Genomic DNA, 20,621 nt, shown 5'->3' on the forward strand with positions numbered 1-20,621 from the left:
CCCATAAGGGGCTCAAGTTTTGATTGATAGTGAGCGTCGAATCGATGTTAGGTGAAAGGGAAAGTTTCAATTTAGAATGCAGAATCACTCTGCGAAAATCTGCGAGGTAATCTGCGAAACTCAGCGAGAACGTTTCCGACCATGAATGACCGGCTTGTATGTAGAGCCTATTCCGAGCTCATTTTGACCTGTGATTTTGAACATCAAATCATGATCAAGTAAGTCAATTTAACGATTCCTGCACGACTGTTTAGGATGAAGTCTTTTCGCGGACCGAAGAGATCTTCGTTATCGCCGGTGATGTGATAATTTGTATTAAATACGAGAAAAAGGTCACTTCCGGGTCTGTGAATCCAGTTGATTCGTAGATTTGACTGTAGATTTCTGGAGAAGTTGTCGTATTGAATCAGGGCTTTGGCAAACAGCTTTCTGCTGATGGCACCGAGTAACGATGACCGGATGGTTGTGGCTTCAAAATCTCCATTTTCAAACGGGAGCCTTATGATGGTGTGATTCACTCCGCCCTCAATATGAAAGTGCTTTGACTGGCGAAATCCGAAATCGACACCAAAATCGGTACGGTTACCGTCATAAAACTGACCGGTGGAAAAATCGAACGATCCGAATACATTTCGTGCTTCATCCGTTCTTCCCTTTGCAGATAGCGTATGGAATGTATAGTCGCCGGCGGGAATGATTGCATCGGGACGAAGTGTGAAGTTGTTGATCAGTCTTTCAAAAAGTCGTTCATATTCTACTTCAAAAGATTGGCGGTTCCCCAACTCGGATCGAATGGATGCCGAAAATTCCGTGGTTTGCAGTGTACCGTCCTGTCCTTCAAAGTAGTCGTACGAAGTTCTGAAGTAGAGTTTTCGAATGGAACTAAAATCTACATTGGGTTTATAACCGGCGTTTGCAGAGTATTGACGAAAATCCAGGCGACGAACAAAACCCAACTCCGGACGGAAGTTTTGACCCACAGAGGTAAATGATGAGCCTCCTTCAAAGATATCGTTTTCAAGCTGGATTGAAATATTCCCTGCCGCATCATTCAGCAGACTGTTGTCATCCCAAACGTTGGTATACCAGGCATCAAACTGACTGGAACTCCAAAAGCGGTATCGGGTGTCGAACCCAAGAACACGGTTGTAACCATCGGGCTGCTCTACATTCGTGAATATCGTACCCACGGTTGCGCGAGGAAAAACATTAGCCTGAAATCGGGCCACCGAATTGTTGGTAGAATTCACTCCAAACAGATCTCCCATGCCGTCACCGGTTTCAATATTCATCAAACCGATGGAGTAGCGTCCGGTCTGTCCTGTTACCCGTGCTCCGGTCAGAATCTGATCGGTTAGACCGATATTCCGCGAAAAGAAGGTTTGTGTGGAGCGGGTATTCCCGTGCTCAAAAAGTCCGGCGCGCTCCAGAAAGAATTCACGTTTTTCAGGAAAAAAAAGATTGAAACGGGTCAGATTTAGCTGAACATTATCTGCTTCAACTTGAGCAAAATCGGTGTTAACGGTAAGGTCTAATGTCATGTTGGAGGAGATGCTGTATTTCAGGTCTCCGCCAAAATCGTAATTGTAGTCAATATCGGTCGTCTCGTTTTGCAGATCGGGTCGAACCTCCTGCGCACCGGAAATCAGGTATGGTTTAATCTCAATATTTTTTCCACGATTAATTCCTTTCAAGCCTTTCAGCCGACCATATTGTGAGGCTGCGGCCAGAACACCGAAACTCCCTCCATACTCCATTCCGATAGCCGGCCAGAGAACGCGCTCGTTCTTTCGGTTGATCATCCGGGAGACCATCAGGCCAAACTCCAGCTCTTCACCCTCTGGGAATCGGAGTTGACGAAACGGGATGGCTACTTCCAGCGTCCATCCTTCATCATCAATAACGGTTTCACTTCGGAATACGGCATCCCATGAAAAACTGTCGTAGTTGAGTACTTCATCCGTGACGAGAGCATCATCCTGTGTTCCCAAAGCGTTCATTTCAAAAAGGTAGGCGTTCCGTCCGTCAAGATAGGTATCGATACCAATGTAGGCATGGTCGTCTCGATTATTGCGCCCACCGCGCTCCAGGTTTTTGGCACGGATCAGTTCCGGATTGTCATCATAAAATCGAAAGGCGAAGTAGAGGTTATCGCGATCGTAGGCGATTCGAACTTCGGTGTCCTCAGTTGCCGGTGCACCATCCTCCGGCCAAACCTGTGTTAAATTTGTGATGGGCTGAATGTCCTGCCAGGTCGGGTCATCCAGATTTCCGTCAATAAATGGTGGGGTTTCCGTAAAAACGGCATGTACTTCAAAATCTGTGGGGGCAGGGACCGGCTGCGTGGTTTGGGCAGACACCGGGTTCAGATGAAATTGAAGAGTAACGGCTATAAGAGCAGTGATCGTAAAAAACTTCATTCAGTTGGCTTGATTTATTTTTCAGAGAACAGCTGAATATAGGGAAATGATCAAAAAGGGGTGTGTTAAATGTTGTGATCGCTGTTTCAATCAAACTGCAAAAAAAGAAAGTTTCTAATTTCAATAGAAACTGAATTTACTCACCCATTACCGGTATTAATCCAGGTGGAATCAGGCACTGAATATCGAACTCAAATGGCACAATTTTTAACAAATTGCATACAGTGTTGTGTACGAATTATCGCGATACTAATTTATGACTATGAGTAATCCTCAGAAATCGGATTCGAATTTTATTACCTTCCGAACGTATTCAAATAATTCTAAAGTTCTATTTATGAAACGATCGATACTTCTCTTTTTTATAACATTTTTGGTTCATTCTGTTGGTTTTTCTCAAACTACCACACAATATGAAATCTCTTTTGATAATGCTGTTCATCACGAAGCAGAGATTTCAATTCACTTTCAGAATTTGGAGGAGAAGGAACTTGAAGTTCGAATGAGCCGAACATCACCGGGTCGATACGCACTTCATGAGTTTGCTAAAAATGTGTACGCTGTAAAAGCGTTCGACGGCGATGGGAATGAACTCAAGATTACCCGACCAAATCCGCACCAGTGGAATGTAAGCGGTCATAATGGAACCGTTCGATTTGAATATACACTCTTTGCAAACCGCGGTGATGGGACTTACTCACAGATTGATGAATCCCATGCTCACCTGAACATACCGGCAACTTTTGCTTGGGCAAGAAATTATGAACATCGGCCGATTGAGGTGACGTTTAATGTTCGGGATGATCTGAACTGGAAGGTGGCAACACAGCTGAGGCATCTGGAAGAAAATCGATACTATGCACCCGATCTGGACTACTTTTTAGACAGCCCGGTTGAGATTGCCGACTTTTTTCTTCGAGATGAAAATGTGGACGGGCAAACGATTCGAATGGCTCTCCACACCCACGCCACTGAGGCAGAGGTGGATTCCTATTTTGAAAAGGTGATGGCAATTGTACATAAACAGCGAGATGTTTTCGGTGAACTGCCGGATTTCGACTATGGTGAATACACATTTTTAAATTGCTACTCGCCCAATGCCAGCGGAGACGGGATGGAACACCGCAACTCAACCGTGGTGTCGGGCACAAAACCGATCGATCAGCCATTGGAAGATTACCGAATCAGTACGATCTCTCACGAGTTTTTTCACATTTGGAATGTAGAGCGGATTCGCCCGGCATCACTTGAACCGTTCGATTTTGAAGAGGCTAATATGAGTGGGGAGCTCTGGTTTGCCGAAGGGTTTACCAGTTACTATACAGGCCTGATACTTGCAAGAGCAGGAATTATCACGGAAGAACAGTATGTAGAAGTACTTTCGGGTGGAATCAATTTTGTGGCAAACTCTACAGGAAGAAACTACTTCAATCCTATTGAAATGAGCTATCAGGCGCCTTTTGTTGATGCGGCCCGATCGGTGGACCCAACCAACCGAGAGAATACCTTTATTTCGTACTACACCTACGGGAGCGTTTTGGGATTAGCCCTTGACCTGTCACTTCGTGATCTGGATGGAGATTTGAATCTGGACGATTTCATGAAGCAAATGTGGGAAAATTACGGCAGGGATGAAATTCCATATACAATCCGGGATATCAGAGCGGAATTGTCAGCGTATGCCGGTAAAGAATTTTCCGATGATTTTTTTGACAACTACATCTACAATAGCAAGTTGCCGGATTATCAGCGGCTTTTTGATTCGATTGGTTTAACGTTCGAAGAAGCTAATCCCGGCAGGGCTGTTCTGGGTACGTCGATTTCGATAAACAATGGGATTGGCAGATTGCAGACCAATGCCATTGTTGGATCACCCATATACGAAGCGGGGATTAACAGGAATGATGAGATTTTGGAAATCGGAGGGGCTCTGCTCTCTGAGGTCGAAAGTGTTGATGAAATTTTATCAGACTATCAACCGGGAGATACCATCTCAATTCGAACGGTTCGGACGGGAGAAGAGAGGATTGTGGACGTTGAACTGGTTGCCGATCCATCCATCAGAACATCCGTAAATAGAGAAGCTGAATCCCGTCTGGCAGAAAAAAGAAGCCGTTGGCTAAAAAGTATGTGATAATGCTCTCCAATCGGATGGACTAAGCGTTTAGATAATTTGAGGCTCTCGTGAATTGAGAGCCTCAATAATCTTAATTAGCTGGAGAAAATCTGATTCGGTTTATTTGTCAGCTTGATCCTGGTCTGCGTAGCGGAAAAGCGACGCCGCCACAACAAAGAGTGTGATAAAGAATCCGTTAACGACAAGAATTTCATATACAGAACTTCCCTGTGCATCCCCCATACCTGTGAGCAGTGCGGCGACAGCGATCAACGCTTGAACACCGGCCATTGCAAACAAAGTGATCATCAAGCCTTTGGGCTTGAATTGCGAAATGAAACCCCCGCCAATCCCGGTAAAAATCACCAGGAAGTAGAGCAGGTTGATATCATTGTTTTCAGATCCAATAATTCCCACTGCCATATTGACCCAGATGAGAAATAGTCCGGTAAAAAGCGCAAAGCCGATCGCAAGCCGGTATGCAATTTCACCTGACTTTCTTGTGATAAGGGTGTAGGTCAGTCCGGTTCCGAAGAGAAGGGTTCCGGCTATGACAAAATCAGAGAGTGTCCAAACGACTTCGTTTGAAAACTGCATGGCAATCAACGGAATCAATAAGATGAGGCCGGTTGCAACGGCAGGGTAAGCTATAGAGTGGATTAAGTTTCGTTCTTTGTTCATTTGTATTACCTGTGTAGCGATTTAATTCTGGATCTTGTTATTAAATACCATCCGGTTCCTGCTACGATCATCAATAGTGGAATGGCTCCCGGTTCATACTCCACAACGACCATGTATGTGAGCAGCGCAATGCCCAGCATGATGATTACTATCGAGAAGATTTTTTGCAGTTTAAGTTTTTGAGTTCGTTCTGATGTCATGACTCTTTCTGTGATTTTATGATGGCTTCCAACGCCTGCAGGTGGTTATCAAATGCCTCTTTCCCATTGGGAGTCATGGAGTATTTAGTGTTTGGTTTATTATCGATAAAGGATTTTTCCACACTGATAAACTCCTCTTTTTCCAGTTTCTTAAGGTGTGTGGCTAAATTGCCATCTGTTACATCCAGAAACTCTTTCAGTGCAGTGAAGTCGAGCGACTCGTTCACTGCAAGGACAGACATGATTCCCAACCTGATCCTGCTCTCAAACGCTTTATGTAAATCATCGAAGGATATATTCACGCTGAATCACCGCTCATATCTGAAGTGCATATAAATTCCGTAAATAATATGAACGGCACCGAAACCTGCCGCCCATAAAAGCAGGCCGTATTCAATGAACCATGTACTTAAAAGTCCAAGAGTAATCTGTACTATGCCCATGATTTTTACTTCGGAGATTGTGAAGTGACCGGCATTAACCAGAGCGAGTCCGTAAAATATTAACATGAGTGGCGCAGCCAATCCGGTCAATCCGTGTGCAAGCAGGACCAGAATCAAAACTCCACCGGACACAAGCGGAATTGCCATACTGATTAAAAGGCGTTTTGAAGTGGCATTCCAAACTTTTTCATCTTTGCTTCGGGCTTTTCGCCAGGAGAGATAGATCGCCGTAATTAAGGCTAAGCCCAATACGCCAATGGCCAACAGAATAACATTAGTCAGATTTGATGAAGTGTAGTTGAGTTCATCGGGGTTAAAGCCAAACAGAATGTAGGCAGCAAAGGCTCCGCCCAATGCATAGATGCCGGCTAAAATTCCGGCCCATCCTGATAGAGAAGCAAATTTAGAAGATCGCTCCATCATAGAGCGTATTTCGGCAATATCTTGAATGTAGTCCCGCTGTTCTTTCATAAAAAGTACTTTTTATTTCAAAGTAAACGGAAATTATTCAATCTGCAATAGTGCTGAAAATAAATTTTTCCAATGTAATACGATTCAGATGTGGGCTAAATTCCTGGAGAGTCAATTCATTCAATGGGCTTTGATGTGAAGCTTAATATTTCTTCCCGGTCATCTTCTACAGTGCTATATGTTTAATGTTTAATCTCTTGTTTTAATAGCATGAATTCGGTTAATTAGTGAAATGTCTGCAGCCACTCTCCCTTTATAACCGATATCACTCTTACCGTGCTATTTTCGCCATTAAACATAAACGTAAAATGGAATAGCCATGAGAGGTTCACTTTTTCTCATCATCATTGCGATAGTATTCGCTTCGACCATCCATTCATGTACCGGACGAGCCTCAGATATCGTAGAAGTTGAAAACCCGGAATCGGAGATTCGCGAGCTTTGGAATCAGTTTAGCCAAAGCTGGGAATCAGAAGATGCTACAGCATGCGCATCGATTTATCATGCTGACGGACTGAATATTCCGGATGAATTTCGGGTCAACTCAGGAGTAACTGAAATTGAGGAGTTTTATAGCTCCCTGTTTGTAGAAAATCAGCCCATAGCGTACAGGCACAGAATGGAGTCTCTTCATTTCGACGGCGATATGGCAGTTGAATATGCTGCGTTCCGTGTGGAATGGATTTCGAATGAGGGAGAAGATTGGACGTATGATGCCCGCGCACTGATACATTGGAAAAAAGTTGAGAATGTTGGCTGGAGAATAAAATCCATGCTTTTCAACAATCCACCTGTAGATGAGTAACCGTTAAAAATTCATCATATGAAATGGAAAGAGTTTTTATCGTTGGTGGATTTTGGAATTTCACTGATGCCGTCACTGGTTTCTATCATTGGAACGCTGCCCTATTTCGAACGGCCATGGATTCCGGTCATTATTGGGTTGACAGTTCTTTTCGGATTGATCGCGCTTTTTATGCACAGCAATCTGAGTAAAAAGGAGAAAGCATTGGCTGAGATACTGGCAACCGGATATTTCATTAACTTTCTGGAACCGCTGGCTCGAAATATCAGCAAACGGACGGAAGTGCACTTCAGGGGTGAGGCTCAAAACGCGCGCAAAATTTTTGGTCTGGAACAGATTGAGATCACAGTGTATTTGCCCATGAACTCGGAAAGCCTGGTTCAGATTTCTGAAGTTCTGAACAATCAAAAAGCTTATCAAAATATTGATATCATCAATGCAAAGGATGGAACACCGTTCTGGGTCAGGGCTGCCGTGAACGGAAATAAACTGAAGATTGCAGATTTTCCCCGTACTCTCTTTTCACTTCCGCGGTTTGTTAAAATTAATCTCGGCCATTCTAAACCGAAAAAAATCAAACAGTACTATGAAAGTTTTGTAGAGGAGTTGCAGGATTTGCTGGAAGATAATCGTCAGGATTATATACTGCGAAAGGTGAAGCTGGAACGGATATGATAGTCCTTGAGAATATTAAACCGGGTTGCCTCTTCTAAGTTTATGAAAAATCATGCCTATCAAAACAGAATGGAGCGCGAAAGTATACCCTGCAAAAATTGCGATAAATAACTAAAGCGGTCATAAGTTATGATTCTATTCAGGTTTTACTAATCCAATGATTAAAAACTTTCTTTCAGAAAAAAAACTTAAATGATTGGGGCTTAGAAAGATGTGTTTAATACGATTTATAACTCATAAATCAGCGCTTTTGTTTTCATAATGTATTCATAAATGAAATGTACGTTCATGTAAAGACAAGTTGTTAGAGAAGTAGGGAGGATGTTTAAAATTGGTAAATAAAATTATGCACTCAGTTGTAGTAAAAAAAAGATAGAAGCAGCATGGAAGCATTAGAATTAGCTCGTTGGCAGTTCGGTATTACCACTGTATACCACTTTATTTTTGTACCGTTAACTTTGGGTCTTTCGGTACTTGTAGCAATCATACAAACCTTTTGGTACCGTACAGGTGATGAAAGGTATAAGCATCTCACGAAGTATTTTGGAAAACTATTTGTAATTGTCTTTACACTTGGAATCGTTACCGGAATAGTTCAGGAATTTCAGTTTGGTATGAACTGGAGTGAATATTCCCGTTTTGTGGGAGACATATTTGGAATACCGTTAGCCATCGAAGCGTTGATGGCATTTTTTATGGAATCGACCTTTTTGGGGCTTTGGCTTTTTGGCTGGAATCGACTCAGTAAAGGTGTCCATTTGTTGTCTATATGGTTAGTGGCTATTGCTTCAAATTTATCTGCTATCTGGATTCTAATGGCCAATTCGTGGATGCAGGTTCCTGTTGGCTATGAGATTGTTGGAGGCAGAGCAGAACTTTCGGATTTCGTAGCTATTCTGCTAAATGAACGACTCTTGGTACAAATGCCACACACAATCATTGCAGGATTTGTGACAGGCGGACTTTTTGTTCTGGGTATAAGTGCGTGGATGATGTATCGCGGAAATCAGGTACAGACATTTAAAAAATCGGCTCAGATCGCACTGGTTTTCACAGCAGTAGCATCATTATTAACGGCCACTACCGGTCACAGTCAGGCGCAGGATACAGTGCAGAGCCAGCCAATGAAAATGGCGGCTATGGAAGGTTTGTGGGAAACTGAGCAACCAGCCAGCTTTTCACTTTTTGCGCTGATTGACCAAGAAAATCGAACTTCGATGAGAGAGGTACGCCTACCCTATATGCTGAGTGTACTGGCTCACAACAATGCCACTTCAGAAGTAAAAGGGCTGAATGAACTTCAAGCTGAAATGGAAGAGAAGCATGGCGAGGGGAATTATATTCCGCCGGTCAAGACTGTCTATTGGGGTTTTCGGGTGATGGTAGGTTTAGGCATGCTTTTTATATTCACCTCATTCTTCGGTTTGTATTTGTGGTGGAAAGGAAGACTGGAAACCACTGCCTGGTATCATAAAGCGGTCATTGGAGTTCTATTTCTTCCATATATAGCGAATTCGGCGGGCTGGCTCGTTACCGAGATGGGTCGACAGCCCTGGGTAGTTTATGGTTTGCTACTTACATCAGATGGTGTTTCTCCTACCGTGGCAGACAGCTCTATCTGGATTAGTATGTCGGCATTTACCCTGGTATATGGCCTGCTTGCTGCAGTAGCATTCTATCTGATTGTAAAATATGCGAAGCCGGGAATTCCAAAAGGGAAGGAAGAATCAGGCGACTCTGATGGTAAAGAGTCTGAACATTCCGATGCATTTGCTTACTAATTTTTCTCATTAACTATCGGGTATTATGGATTTTCAACTTATCTGGTTCATACTAATCGCAGTCCTTTTTATTGGCTACTTCTTTCTGGAAGGCTTTGACTTTGGTGTGGGAATACTCATGCCTTTTATCAGCCGTGATGATACGGATCGGCGGGTTTGTATCAACACAATTGGTCCGTTCTGGGACGCAAACGAAGTATGGCTTATCACAGCGGGCGGTGCCATGTTCGCCGCTTTCCCTCACTGGTACGCAACTCTCTTCAGTGGGTTTTATCTGCCTTTACTGCTCATACTTCTGGCATTAATCTTACGGGCTGTTGGATTTGAATTTCGATCAAAGGTCAATAAAATTTTCTGGAAGCGAAGCGCAGATCACTTCATCTTTTGGGGAAGCCTGATACCGGCATTTATCTGGGGTGTGGCTCTTACAAATATCGTAATGGGATTGCCTATTGGTGAAGACATGAACTTTACCGGCGGATTGTTCGGGCTCTTATCACCCTATGCCATTCTCGGCGGAGTCGCTTCAACAACTGTTTTTACACTTCATGGAGCACTTTTTATAACTTTGAGAACAGAGGGACCTCTTATGGAGCGGGCGGCTAAAGTGGCTAGAATAATGTGGATTCCGGCAGGGATACTGCTAATGATTTTTGCACTTCTCGGTTACCGTTACACTGTTCTTTTTGATGGATTAGGCCTGGTTCCGGGAACCATACCGGCACTTACCATTATTTCATTCATTGCCGGGTATTTTTTACTTAAAAAGGAGCGATTTAGCTGGTCTTTTGCGGCCACCGGCGCAACAATCGTAATGGGCACCATTGTTGCATTTGAGGGCCTGTTTCCCGTACTGATGCCGTCGACATTAAATCCGGACTGGTCACTTACAATTTATAACGCTTCTTCAAGTGAATTAACCCTTACAATCATGAGCGTTGTAGCCATCATATTTTTGCCTTTGGTGCTTGGCTATCAAATTTACAGTTATTATGTGTTCAGAAAGAGAGTGACCCGCGATTCCATTCCAACGCATTAATAGATGAGGTCCATTCATCCCCATAAAGTTGAACAGGCGCAAAAGCGTTTGTTCCGTGAGGCTCTTTCACTGAGGGGCTTTATAGCCGGTTTACTGTTTGCTGCCGTAATAACTGCGGTTGTTATTCTGGCTCAGATGTACAGCCTCAGCGTAATCATTGATGCCGCTTTCTTGCAAGAATGGAATGCGTCACATTACGGACACTATGTTATCATTCTGATGGGGGCTGTTGCTGTTCGGGCCGTTATGGCATGGACAGACAAATGGTTGGGCATGAAGATGTCGATACACCAAAAGGCCCGGTACAGAAAAAAGCTGCTTAAAAAGATCCATGAAATTGGCCCCGTACGCTTAAAGGGAGAAAAAACAGGTGAGCTGATAGGGCTTCAGCTTAATGGAATCGAAAAACTGGATGATTTCTATAGCCTCTATATTCCGGCCGCAATTCGAATGGGAACAATTCCGCTCATCATATTTGGCGTCGTAATGTGGTTAGACTGGCCGTCCGGACTGGTTTTTATGATCACCGGTCCCTTAATCCCCATTTTCATGTACCTGATTGGAACCAAAGCAGGGGATAAAATCAGAGAGCAGTGGGGAACCTTTCGCCGAATGAATGCACACTTTCTGGATACTATTCAGGGAATGGATACTCTCAAACTTTTTGGCAGGGAAAAAAGCGCCGGAAGAAGTATCAATAATGTGAGCAGAATGTTTCGGGTTACCACCATGAGAGTTTTAAAAATTGCATTTCTTTCAGGAATGATTCTTGAGTTGGCGGCTTCGGTTAGTACGGCCGTTGTAGCTGTAGAGATCGGCGTAAGACTTATCGAAGGGATGGTCGGTTTTCAGATAGGATTATTTGTTCTGTTGCTTGCACCGGAATTTTATCTGCCATTTCGAACATTTGGGAGCGCCCATCATGCAGGTATGGAAGGTGCTGAGGCCGGAGCAAGACTATTTGAACTATTCGATCATTCAGATACAGATTTTCGAGACAGAGAAAATAACCTGGAAATGGTGCCTGATCACCCCTCACTGATTCAGATAAAAAATCTGAATTTCCGTTATCCCGGTTCTGAAAATCATGTTTTAAACGGGGTGAACCTGACTCTTAAGGCAAATGAAGTTCACACTTTGGCAGGCGCCAGCGGGGAAGGTAAAACAACGCTGATGAATATATTAAGTACACTGATTCCTTATGAGGATGGGGAAATCATCGTGAACGGTAGTTCCCTCGCTAAGCTGGATGCCAAACGCTGGAAAAATCAGATCTCTTACCTCTCTCAATTTTCACACTTTTTTCCGGGCAGTATTGAAGACAATATCCGATTGGGAAGCCGGAATGCAACAGAAGATCAGATATTGGAAGCGTCCCGGCTTGCGCAGGCACACTCCTTTATTTCTGAACTCCCCAACGGATACCAAACGGTTCTGGGTGAAGACGGACTAAATTTGAGTGGCGGTGAACGGCAGCGAATTGCTCTTGCACGTACATTCTTAAAAAAATCACCCATTTATTTTCTGGATGAACCCGGGAGTTCTCTGAATAAGGAGCTGGAAGTGGCCTTGATGCGCTCTATCAAAACACTGGCTAAGAACAGTATTGTTTTCATTTTGAGCCATCAGCAGCAGACCATGATGGCTTCGGATCGTATCTCAATACTTAAGGAAGGAGTAATAACGGAAAGTGGACCGGCAAGTGAAGTAATCGCTGCAAGGGATACTGAAGTAAATGTTGAGGGGGTATTTGGATGAATGATCTGAAAGAGATCCTGATCGAGTTTACCCGATTTAAAGGCAGAGTTTCTTTGTCTCTCTTTTTAGGTATTATGACCGTTACTACCGGAGTTGGGTTGATTGCGGCCTCCGGTTACTTGATTAGCTGGGCAGCACTTCGTCCGCCTATTTTAGACTTAATTCTCGTTCTTGTTGCCGTGAGGTTTTTCGGCATTTCAAGAGCAGCCTTCAGATACGCTGAACGCCTATTTTCGCACGATCTGACGTTCAGAATACTTAAAAATTTGCGGGTTCATTTCTACCAAAAGGTTGAGCCGTTGCTGCCTGCGAAAGCCATTCGCTTCAAATCAGCAGATTTGCTAACCCGATTTTCAGATGATGTTGATCAACTTCAGGAATTTTATCTGAAAACAGTTTCACCAACACTGATAGCTCTCTTTTTTATAACAGTAACTGCCATCGTTCTGAGCATTTACTCCGTAACGTTAAGTGTTATTGTATTTATTCTGATGATAGTAAATGCAGCTTTCATGCCATTTCTGGTGAGGTATAAGGCAGGTCAGTCTGCGCGTGAGTTATCTGTGAGCAGTGCAAGGTTAGGCCAGTACATGAGTGATCATATTCGCGGATCTGCCGACCTGATGTTTTCAGGCCAGTATTCCGATTGGATGAAGAGAGGAGAAGAAGTAATAGATGAATTGTCAGAAGTCCAAAAGACACGGGCAAGGGCTTTCAGTATGGAGTCGGGTCTGTTTACACTTATCAGCCACGCCAGTATTCCGGTTTCATTTCTCATACTTTTGCCGCTCGTGGTGGACGGGACAATTAGCGGGCTTGTAATGACCGCTATTATCCTTGGATTGTTTTCGGTTTTTGAATCGCTTGAACCGATGGGGAATGCGTTACAGCATTTTTATGAATCGAAAGAAGCGGCGAGCCGTCTCAATGAAGTCACAAGAGAAGAGGAGCAGGACAGTGATGAATTAAAGATTGCCGAATTTAGCCCGAAGCACTATTCGATACATTTTGATAATGTATTTTTTGGCTACAACTCATCCCCGGTTTTGAATGGCTTTTCTCTGGAAGTTCAACAGGGAGAGCATGTGATTCTGAAAGGAGCTTCAGGATGTGGCAAGAGTACAGCTGCTCATCTTTTAGTAAAGTGGTTTGAACCCTGGCGTGGTAAAATTATGATAGGTGATCAAAATATCGGAGATTTTAGCGGAAAAGAGGTTCGCAAATTGATATCGGTTGTCAGTCAGAATACACGCCTGTTTAACACCTCTCTGCGAAATAATTTAAAAATTGCCCGGCCTGATGCAACGGATGAAGCTCTTGCCATGGCGTTGGAAAAGGTTGGTTTTAGCGAAGCTCTTCGAAGGTTACCTGAAGGTTTAAGCACTCAGGTAGGTGAATTGGGGCTGCGGTTGAGCGGGGGTGAACGTCAGCGGGTGTCTCTGGCAAGAGCCCTTCTCAAAGATGCCCCCATTTGGATTTTGGATGAACCTCTCTCCAGTCTGGACAGGAAAATGGCTGAAGAGATTATGCTCACCTTAAATGAATTGATTAAAGAGAAGACCGTTTTACATATCACTCATCAAAATAGCAGGTTCTTTACTGCTGATAAAGTATATCATATGGTTGATGGAGCCATAAAATTAGAAGCCATTGAACCTATCTAACAATACTGTTTCATACATAATAGTATATAAAAAAAGATAGGGATGTGATCCCTATCTTTTTATTCAATGATAAACCTCATACAAAAGTTAGTTAAGGTCTTTTCTGCAAAAATACCAGTCAACACATTCATATCCTTCATCGATGCGTTTTTCCGCTTCTTCAGCAGTTGCCGGTGGAGGTACGATTACTTTATCACCTGGCTCCCATCCTTCCGGTGTGGCTATTTTATGCTCATCAGAAGTTTGCAGAGATTTAACGAGTCGCAGCACTTCTTTTACAGAACGGCCGTTTGTCATCGGGTAATAGAGCATGGCTCTGAGTATCCCCTTATCATCTATAATAAATGTAGTACGAACCGCAGATGTATCACTTGCTCCGGGTTGAATCATGCCGTATGCATTCGCTACTTTCATCGATAAATCTTCGATAATCGGGAAAGGAATTTCTACCCCAAACTTCTCTTTGATATTTCGAACCCAAGCTAAGTGTGAATGAGTACTATCGATGGATAGCCCTAAAAGTTCTGTGTTGAGCTCATTGAAATTATCGGCATTTTCAGCAAATCCAATAAATTCAGTAGTGCAAACGGGAGTAAAATCTGCCGGATGCGAAAACAGAACTAACCATTTTCCTTCGTAGTCTTTAAGTGACTTAATTCCCTGTGTTGTTTTTGCTTCAAAATCCGGGGCCTTTTCATTTAGCCTCGGCATTGCTATAGGTTGTTGATCGTTCATGATTGTATGAGTTTAATTAATGTATGTACTTACTTGTTAATACATGTACATAATAATTAACTAAACGTCAGTTTGCCAATAGAATTTCCCTATATGAGGCATTTAAACCGATGATTCCAAGTTTTAGATTGGTGAGAAATAGGATAAAAAATTTTCTATGGTTAACTCAGTCTATCAAAATATATTTGACCTATGGTTAGTTTAGGAGCTTAAATCAGAATTTTTCAAACCCTCTCCTTATGACGATGTACCAAACTATCACGCAGCTCTTTCAATTTTTTAGTTAATCCAACCTTATAGGCATGCGGATTGTCGAATCGCTTAAACTCTTTGGGCAGTTTTTCAAGCTGTTGCCGGCTAAATTCAGCAATCTCATCGGTGGCCCTGGGTATTGAAATTCGCTTCCCATTTTCAACAACTTTCTCCAATAGGGGCTCTTTTGTAAACTCCGTCAATATACGTGACTGTTTAGGGTCAGATGGATGAACCATTATATCAAAATCATCTTCATCGGCCAGGGCTACAACTTCTCCTCCGTAAAAAGAGCCATCTTCATTGAAAAGCCGGTAGACCTGTTTTTTGCCGGGCAGGTTAATTTTACTTACCGTTTCAGAAAGCTTAAGACGAGGTTCTTCATTCGCATAGGAGAGTTTGTAAACGCCGTCAAGGGCAGAATCGGGCCGGCCGGTAACCAAACTTGTTCCCACTCCGAACAGGTCGATGGGTGCATTCTGGTTGAGTAAACTCTTGATAACTTCCTCATCAATCTGGTTGGATGCCGCAATTTTCACATAGTCTAACCCGGCTTCATCCAGCATTCTGCGCGACTCTTTGGCCAGCCAGGCCAGATCGCCGCTGTCGAGTCGGATTCCTTTGAGTTTTTCACCTCGCTCTTCCATCTCTTTGCCCACTTTGATCGCATTGGGTACACCGCTTTTCAATGTGTCGTAGGTATCGACAAGAAGTACACAGTCATGAGCCCGTACTTCTGCAAAGTCCCGAAATGAATCGATCTCTTCATCGTAGCGCTGAACAAAAGAGTGCGCCATGGTCCCCGATATGGGAATGTTGTAATCGCGACCACTGCGGACATTACTCGTAGAATTAAAACCGCCGATGACTGCTGCACGACTGGCTGCATACCCGCCGGTTCCCGGTGCACGCCTCAGTCCAAAATCCACCAATTTTCGATCTCCGGCAGCAAGCCTCATTCTGCTGGCTTTGGTAGCAATTAAAGACTGATAGTTGAGTGTATTGAGTGTTAACGTCTCGAGCAGTTGTGCTTCAATGATCGGTGCTTCCACGCTGAGTACCGGCCGATTAGGAAAGATCAGATCACCCTCTTTGGCTGAATAAATATTTCCCGAGAATTTAAAATCCTCCAAATAATCGAGAAACTCTTGGTCCATTCCTTCTTTTTCCAGCAGCTCTAAATCCTTTTGATCGAAACGAAGATTTTCAATGGCTTTCAGGAGATCTTCCAAACCCGCAAATATGGTGTACCCTCCTTCAAAGGGAAGTTTTCGGAAAAAGTAGTCAAATATGGCTGTCTCATTTTTCATCCCTTTGTGGAAATAGACCTGAGACATTGTTATTTGATATTGATCGGTGTAGGTCGCTGTGTAATCAAACATAAGCTGCTAATCATTTAGTGATAGATAATAAACAGGCGAAAATATTTATCTGAGATAATTTCTTTTCATTGCCAGTACTTTCTTCAACAGATCAGTTGAAACATCGAGCTCGTAATGATCTGAAAGATGTTGACGCATCTCTTCATTTTTGGCAGAGAGCATGTTATCGTCATTTAGAAATTCTAAAAGATCCTCTGTTGCCGCCCACTGGTAGATAAGCCACCTCCAGTCATCAAGGTAGTCTCCTACAAAATCGGCTTTCATCGAAGTGTTGCTTTTTTCGTGCAATACAGCTGTTCTAATTTCTCCTGCATCTAATGATTTAACATGGTCCACCGCTGCGATCAGGGTTTTTCCGGAATCGTTGACATCATCCACTATAAGAACGTTTTTACCCTTCAGATCAATATCGACCGGATCAGAAATATCGACCTCCTTGTGTTCTTTGGCACCGGTATAGTGTTTTATTTGAACAGCAGTGAGGGTTTTAATATTCAGAAAGTCGCATACCAACCTTGCAGGTGGAAAGCCGCCTCTGGCAATACCAATCACAACGTCAAAATTAAGAGAGGATTCGGTTATTTGATCAGAAATCTTGTAAGCCATTTCATAAACTTCGGAGAGCCCGACAATTCTTGCAGTAAAATCTTTATCCATTTTCTCTTTCGATTTCGTAAGCCAACAGGTTTAGTTTCTAATTCAAGGTACATGAAGAACTCTACTGTTCAAACATGTTTACTTTTGTCCTCATTCAATAAAAGGAAGACACACATCACTTTAAGATTCTTAACTAACATGTATGGAGCTTTTGGAAGACTTTGAAGAATTGGAGATCCTTCACTCTGTTCTGGATGACAACACTGGTTGGTTTCGAAAAGCCTTGATATCGGTGGTTGCTTATCTGAGGATCTTTAGCTAATTAAATGGCACAACAGCTCCATTTATAATCAAATTCAGGATAAATGAAAAAGATGTTACTATTGGCCGTTTTCCTATGTTCGGCCGCGGTGGTTTACGCTCAGGATATTCACTTAGATGTACAAAAGAAGGTATTAGATAACGGAGTAACTGTTCTGGTTTGGGAACGCGAATCGGCCGGGCGAATTGGTACCCGAATTTTTTACAAAGTGGACGTCGCTTCAGAGCGTCCCGGAACGGTAGGTTTGACTCACATGCTTGAGCATCACCTGTTCAAAGGTTCAGACCAGGTTGGTACTGAAAGTTGGGAACAAGAAAAAGAGATGGCTCATAGGGTTGAAAAACTGGAGCGGCAGATTACAGATGAAAAAAATCGAAATGCACCTTGTTATATTCAGCGGTCGGTATTTGCCGAGTTGGAAAATGACTGTCGCACTGAACGCCTGGATTCGCTGCAGACTGAGCTTGATCACGCAACCGAATTTCAAAACAACCTGGCACACACCACTTGGTACGATTGGGCGGTACAGTCGGCCGGAGGTACAAACTCTACTGCATCCACGGGCCGCGACTGGATGAAGTTCGATATTGATCTGCCTGCGAACAAACTGGAACTGTTTATGTGGACCGAACGCAGCCGTGTTGAGCATCCGGTATTTCGTCATTTTGAGCCTGAAAAGGAGGTTGTTGTCGATCAGATTCGCCGATATGATAATCAACCGGACGGTAAATTCTCCAGGGTGATGCGTTCACTTACTTACGATGCACATCCGTATGGCTGGGCACACTGGTTTAGTGATTTGACACAGGCTACGCGTGAGGATCACTGGGAGATTTTCTACAAATATTTCATTCCTCAAAATACTGTAATTGTGGTTGTTGGTGAAGTAGAGGCTGAAAAAGTTTTTGCGCTGGCAGATCAGTACTGGGGAAGTTGGGAAACAGGTAGACCTTCTCCGCGTTTAAGAACCGTGGAGCCGGAGCCGGTTGGGCAAAAAAGATTGCTTGTAGAAGCAGCCGCAGGTCCTTCTGTTGCGATGAATGTTCCAATGCCTGCTGTGGGTCACCCTGATGCACACGTATTTGATATTCTGGCAGAATTGCTTGGCGGCTCAGATGGATTTCTTGCACGTGAGCTCGTAAAGAGTCAAAATATTGCGACTAATTCAGGAGCTTCAGGCTGGACATCAAAATATCCGTCTCATTTTGAAATTCGGGTGGACGGTCGCAGCAACGACGATCTCGAAATAATTGAACAAGGTATCAACCGGGTATTAGATCAGATGGCAAGAGATAGTGTGAGCAGGAGTGATATTACCGCCGCACGCAGTCGTTTGGTGATGGATATGGCAGGCAGTTTACAGGCAATAGGCAGAAGTGCGGTTACCATCGGTTCCATGGAATCGATTTACGGCTGGGAGCATCTTAACCGGCTGCCTGAACTGTGGAATGAGGTAACCCCTGAAGACATCAGCCGAGTAATCTCAAAATACTTCAGCAAGAACATGCAGACTGTTGGGCACTTAATGAGAGAGGAGGCAGAAAGCGTTACTGCGCAGAATGGTCAGCCCGAACCTGAAAAGCTTCAGGGACGATTTAATGCCGGCAGTTTGAATGAGATAAGACCCGGTAACTGGCCTTTTGGCGGACCGATAGCTGAATTCTATCTCAATTCTATAACGAAAAAGCCGGCATCTGCAGTTGAAACTACTGTTAATGAACAAAAGCGTTTGTCCGAGGATGGAAATGAAGGTAATGGAGAGTCGACGGATTTTTCCGATCTAAGTGCTACAGAAATTATGCCAATCGCTGAACAGCCCTGGTATAGTCCGCCGTGGATGGCTGTCCGTCGTCCATCATCATTCAATGAACCCATGCCGGTAGATCATTTCAGTAAATTGGAATTCGACTCGGTTGAGTTTACTCCGCCATCCCCGGAGGATTATCGTGTATCTCTTGACAACGGACTGCAAGTATTTGTTGCTGACTCTGACCTGCTGCCGGTGGTTCAGGTTTCAGTCTTAGTGCGAACACCGGAATCTGCTGAGCCGGCTGGAAAACAGGGGCTGGCACGATTAACGGCCCAGCTGTTACGTGCAGGAGCAGATGAGAAGCTGACAGACAGACTCAATAATCTTGGGGCAAGTTTACAAATTCAATCGGAACCTAATTTGACGAAGATCACCAGTGTAGCTCCGTCTGAATCGGGTGCGGAAGTTATTGAAGCATTGGGATCTCTTTTGTCTTCTCCTGACTTCATAGAAGTATTTGATTCTGAGAAAAATCGTGAGGCTATTCGTGCTGACAGAAATGCTGATGATGCAGCTACAAAAGTTCGTAACCTATTTATGCAGGAACTCTATGGAGAGTCGCATCCATTTGGCAGAAAAGTTACCTCAGAAACAGTAAATGCTATTACGCTTGAGGATGTGGAACAGTGGTATCAAAAGTACTTTTATGGAGACAATATAACTATAGCTGTTTCCGGTGATGTAAAGAGAGAGGATGTAGAATCTGCAATAGGCGTATCAGGATTTTCTGACTTTCCGCCTGAACAGCAGGGGGACTCGTTTGTTGCTGAGTTTCAGGAAATGCCGGAGCTGGATGGGCATCAAATAGTTATCGAAGACATGGATATTCGCCAGGGTTTAGTTATGATTGGCCACAAAGGTATTGAAGGATTGCCCGAAGATCACGCTGCACTGGAAGTAATGCATCATATCCTTGCCGGAGGTGGTTTTATATCACGAATGATGGAGCTCCTGAGAACGCAGACCGGAATTACATCGGCACTATATGGTGAGGTGGAACCGGGGTTAGGTGCTCCTAATCCATATTTGTGGCGGTTTGGAGGAAACCCGGATACGATACTTGAAGGTGTGAGGCTGGCGCTTCAGCAAATACGCGTGATGAAAGAGGTGGGGGTAACAGAACAGGAATTCAGAGCCGCCCGCACGGCATACCTGGATGGACTTATACCGGCCTCCTACGATACACCACAGAAAATTGCTGAGCGTCTTACTCACCACGAATTGCTGGGAATTTTTGCATATCAGTCTCCACAGTATCTGAATTATTATGCCGGTTCCGAGACTGAGCTGGAAGCACTCAAAAATCTGACATGGGAGGATGTAAACCGGGCGGCTGAAAAATATCTGGACCCAGAGAATATGATTATTGTGATTGGCGGTCCCAAAGATCAAATTATGCAACCGGTAGACACTGACGTGGAAGAGTTTCTGGAATTATAGCTTGCTCTATATCCAGACTTGCTAAGAAGA

Annotated in this window: 16 protein-coding genes; 8 read left to right on the forward strand and 8 right to left on the reverse strand. The window is 43.7% G+C overall.

Features of this window, described 5'->3' with window-relative positions:
• Nucleotides 1-203: 203 nt before the first annotated feature.
• On the reverse strand, nt 204-2,420 hold the full coding sequence (locus tag CWD77_RS09875; protein WP_101073394.1) for a carbohydrate binding family 9 domain-containing protein: 2,217 nt from the start codon (nt 2,418-2,420) through the stop codon (nt 204-206).
• A 337-nt stretch (nt 2,421-2,757) separates the two neighbouring features.
• Here CWD77_RS09875 and CWD77_RS09880 point away from each other — a divergent pair, with 337 nt between their 5' ends.
• Entirely contained in the window at nt 2,758-4,554 is a 1,797-nt protein-coding gene (locus CWD77_RS09880; protein WP_101073395.1) for a M61 family metallopeptidase, read from the forward strand.
• A gap of 102 nt (nt 4,555-4,656) precedes the next feature.
• Here CWD77_RS09880 and CWD77_RS15630 read toward each other — a convergent pair whose 3' ends face one another.
• Genes CWD77_RS15630 through CWD77_RS09900 form a run of 4 tightly spaced genes read right to left on the reverse strand, consistent with a single transcriptional unit; the run spans nt 4,657 to nt 6,331 of the window.
• Nucleotides 4,657-5,217: a hypothetical protein gene (locus CWD77_RS15630; protein ID WP_206017992.1), complete on the reverse strand. Its 561-nt coding sequence runs from the start codon at nt 5,215-5,217 to the stop codon at nt 4,657-4,659.
• 5 nt (nt 5,218-5,222) lie between these two features.
• Nucleotides 5,223-5,417 (reverse strand): hypothetical protein, encoded by a 195-nt coding sequence (locus CWD77_RS09890; protein WP_101073396.1) that lies wholly within the window; start codon nt 5,415-5,417, stop codon nt 5,223-5,225.
• Complete coding sequence (locus CWD77_RS09895) at nt 5,414-5,719, reverse strand: winged helix-turn-helix domain-containing protein (RefSeq protein ID WP_101073397.1); 306 nt, start codon at nt 5,717-5,719, stop codon at nt 5,414-5,416. Before CWD77_RS09895 ends, CWD77_RS09890 begins: the two co-directional genes overlap by 4 nt.
• Nucleotides 5,720-5,725: 6 nt before the next feature.
• Nucleotides 5,726-6,331, reverse strand: coding sequence for a hypothetical protein (locus CWD77_RS09900; RefSeq protein ID WP_101073398.1), 606 nt, complete (start codon nt 6,329-6,331; stop codon nt 5,726-5,728).
• A 319-nt stretch (nt 6,332-6,650) separates the two neighbouring features.
• On the opposite strand from CWD77_RS09900, the gene CWD77_RS09905 reads away from it, so the two are divergent.
• The 6 genes from CWD77_RS09905 to cydC all read left to right on the forward strand — a co-directional run bounded on the left by CWD77_RS09905 (nt 6,651) and on the right by cydC (nt 14,053).
• On the forward strand, nt 6,651-7,136 hold the full coding sequence (locus CWD77_RS09905; RefSeq protein WP_101073399.1) for a YybH family protein: 486 nt from the start codon (nt 6,651-6,653) through the stop codon (nt 7,134-7,136).
• An 18-nt stretch (nt 7,137-7,154) separates the two neighbouring features.
• The gene (locus CWD77_RS09910; RefSeq protein WP_101073400.1) at nt 7,155-7,811 is read left to right on the forward strand and encodes an STING domain-containing protein; all 657 of its coding nucleotides are present in this window, start codon (nt 7,155-7,157) and stop codon (nt 7,809-7,811) included.
• A gap of 383 nt (nt 7,812-8,194) precedes the next feature.
• Nucleotides 8,195-9,592, forward strand: a complete 1,398-nt coding sequence (locus CWD77_RS09915; protein ID WP_101073401.1) for a cytochrome ubiquinol oxidase subunit I — start codon at nt 8,195-8,197, stop codon at nt 9,590-9,592.
• A gap of 25 nt (nt 9,593-9,617) precedes the next feature.
• Nucleotides 9,618-10,631: a cytochrome d ubiquinol oxidase subunit II gene (gene cydB / locus CWD77_RS09920; RefSeq protein ID WP_101073402.1), complete on the forward strand. Its 1,014-nt coding sequence runs from the start codon at nt 9,618-9,620 to the stop codon at nt 10,629-10,631.
• Nucleotides 10,632-10,634: 3 nt separating this feature from the next.
• Nucleotides 10,635-12,389, forward strand: a complete 1,755-nt coding sequence (cydD, locus tag CWD77_RS09925; protein ID WP_101073403.1) for a thiol reductant ABC exporter subunit CydD — start codon at nt 10,635-10,637, stop codon at nt 12,387-12,389.
• Nucleotides 12,386-14,053 carry a thiol reductant ABC exporter subunit CydC gene (gene cydC / locus CWD77_RS09930; protein WP_101073404.1) on the forward strand — a complete coding sequence of 556 codons (1,668 nt, stop codon included), beginning with the start codon at nt 12,386-12,388 and terminating at the stop codon, nt 14,051-14,053. The genes cydD and cydC overlap by 4 nt, the downstream gene beginning before the upstream one ends.
• Nucleotides 14,054-14,140: 87 nt before the next feature.
• Here cydC and CWD77_RS09935 read toward each other — a convergent pair whose 3' ends face one another.
• The 3 genes from CWD77_RS09935 to CWD77_RS09945 all read right to left on the reverse strand — a co-directional run bounded on the left by CWD77_RS09935 (nt 14,141) and on the right by CWD77_RS09945 (nt 17,079).
• A complete protein-coding gene (locus CWD77_RS09935) occupies nt 14,141-14,788 on the reverse strand; it encodes a peroxiredoxin (RefSeq protein ID WP_101073405.1) in 648 nt (215 codons plus the stop codon).
• 224 nt (nt 14,789-15,012) lie between these two features.
• The gene (locus tag CWD77_RS09940) at nt 15,013-16,422 is read right to left on the reverse strand and encodes a nicotinate phosphoribosyltransferase (RefSeq protein WP_101073406.1); all 1,410 of its coding nucleotides are present in this window, start codon (nt 16,420-16,422) and stop codon (nt 15,013-15,015) included.
• A 45-nt stretch (nt 16,423-16,467) separates the two neighbouring features.
• A complete protein-coding gene (locus CWD77_RS09945) occupies nt 16,468-17,079 on the reverse strand; it encodes a phosphoribosyltransferase (protein WP_101073407.1) in 612 nt (203 codons plus the stop codon).
• 305 nt (nt 17,080-17,384) lie between these two features.
• Between CWD77_RS09945 and CWD77_RS09950 the strand changes: the two genes are divergently transcribed.
• Nucleotides 17,385-20,591: a M16 family metallopeptidase gene (locus CWD77_RS09950; RefSeq protein WP_101073408.1), complete on the forward strand. Its 3,207-nt coding sequence runs from the start codon at nt 17,385-17,387 to the stop codon at nt 20,589-20,591.
• Nucleotides 20,592-20,621 lie beyond the last annotated feature (30 nt).

This window comes from Rhodohalobacter barkolensis, assembly GCF_002834295.1.
Taxonomy (GTDB): Bacteria; Bacteroidota; Rhodothermia; order Balneolales; family Balneolaceae; genus Rhodohalobacter; species Rhodohalobacter barkolensis.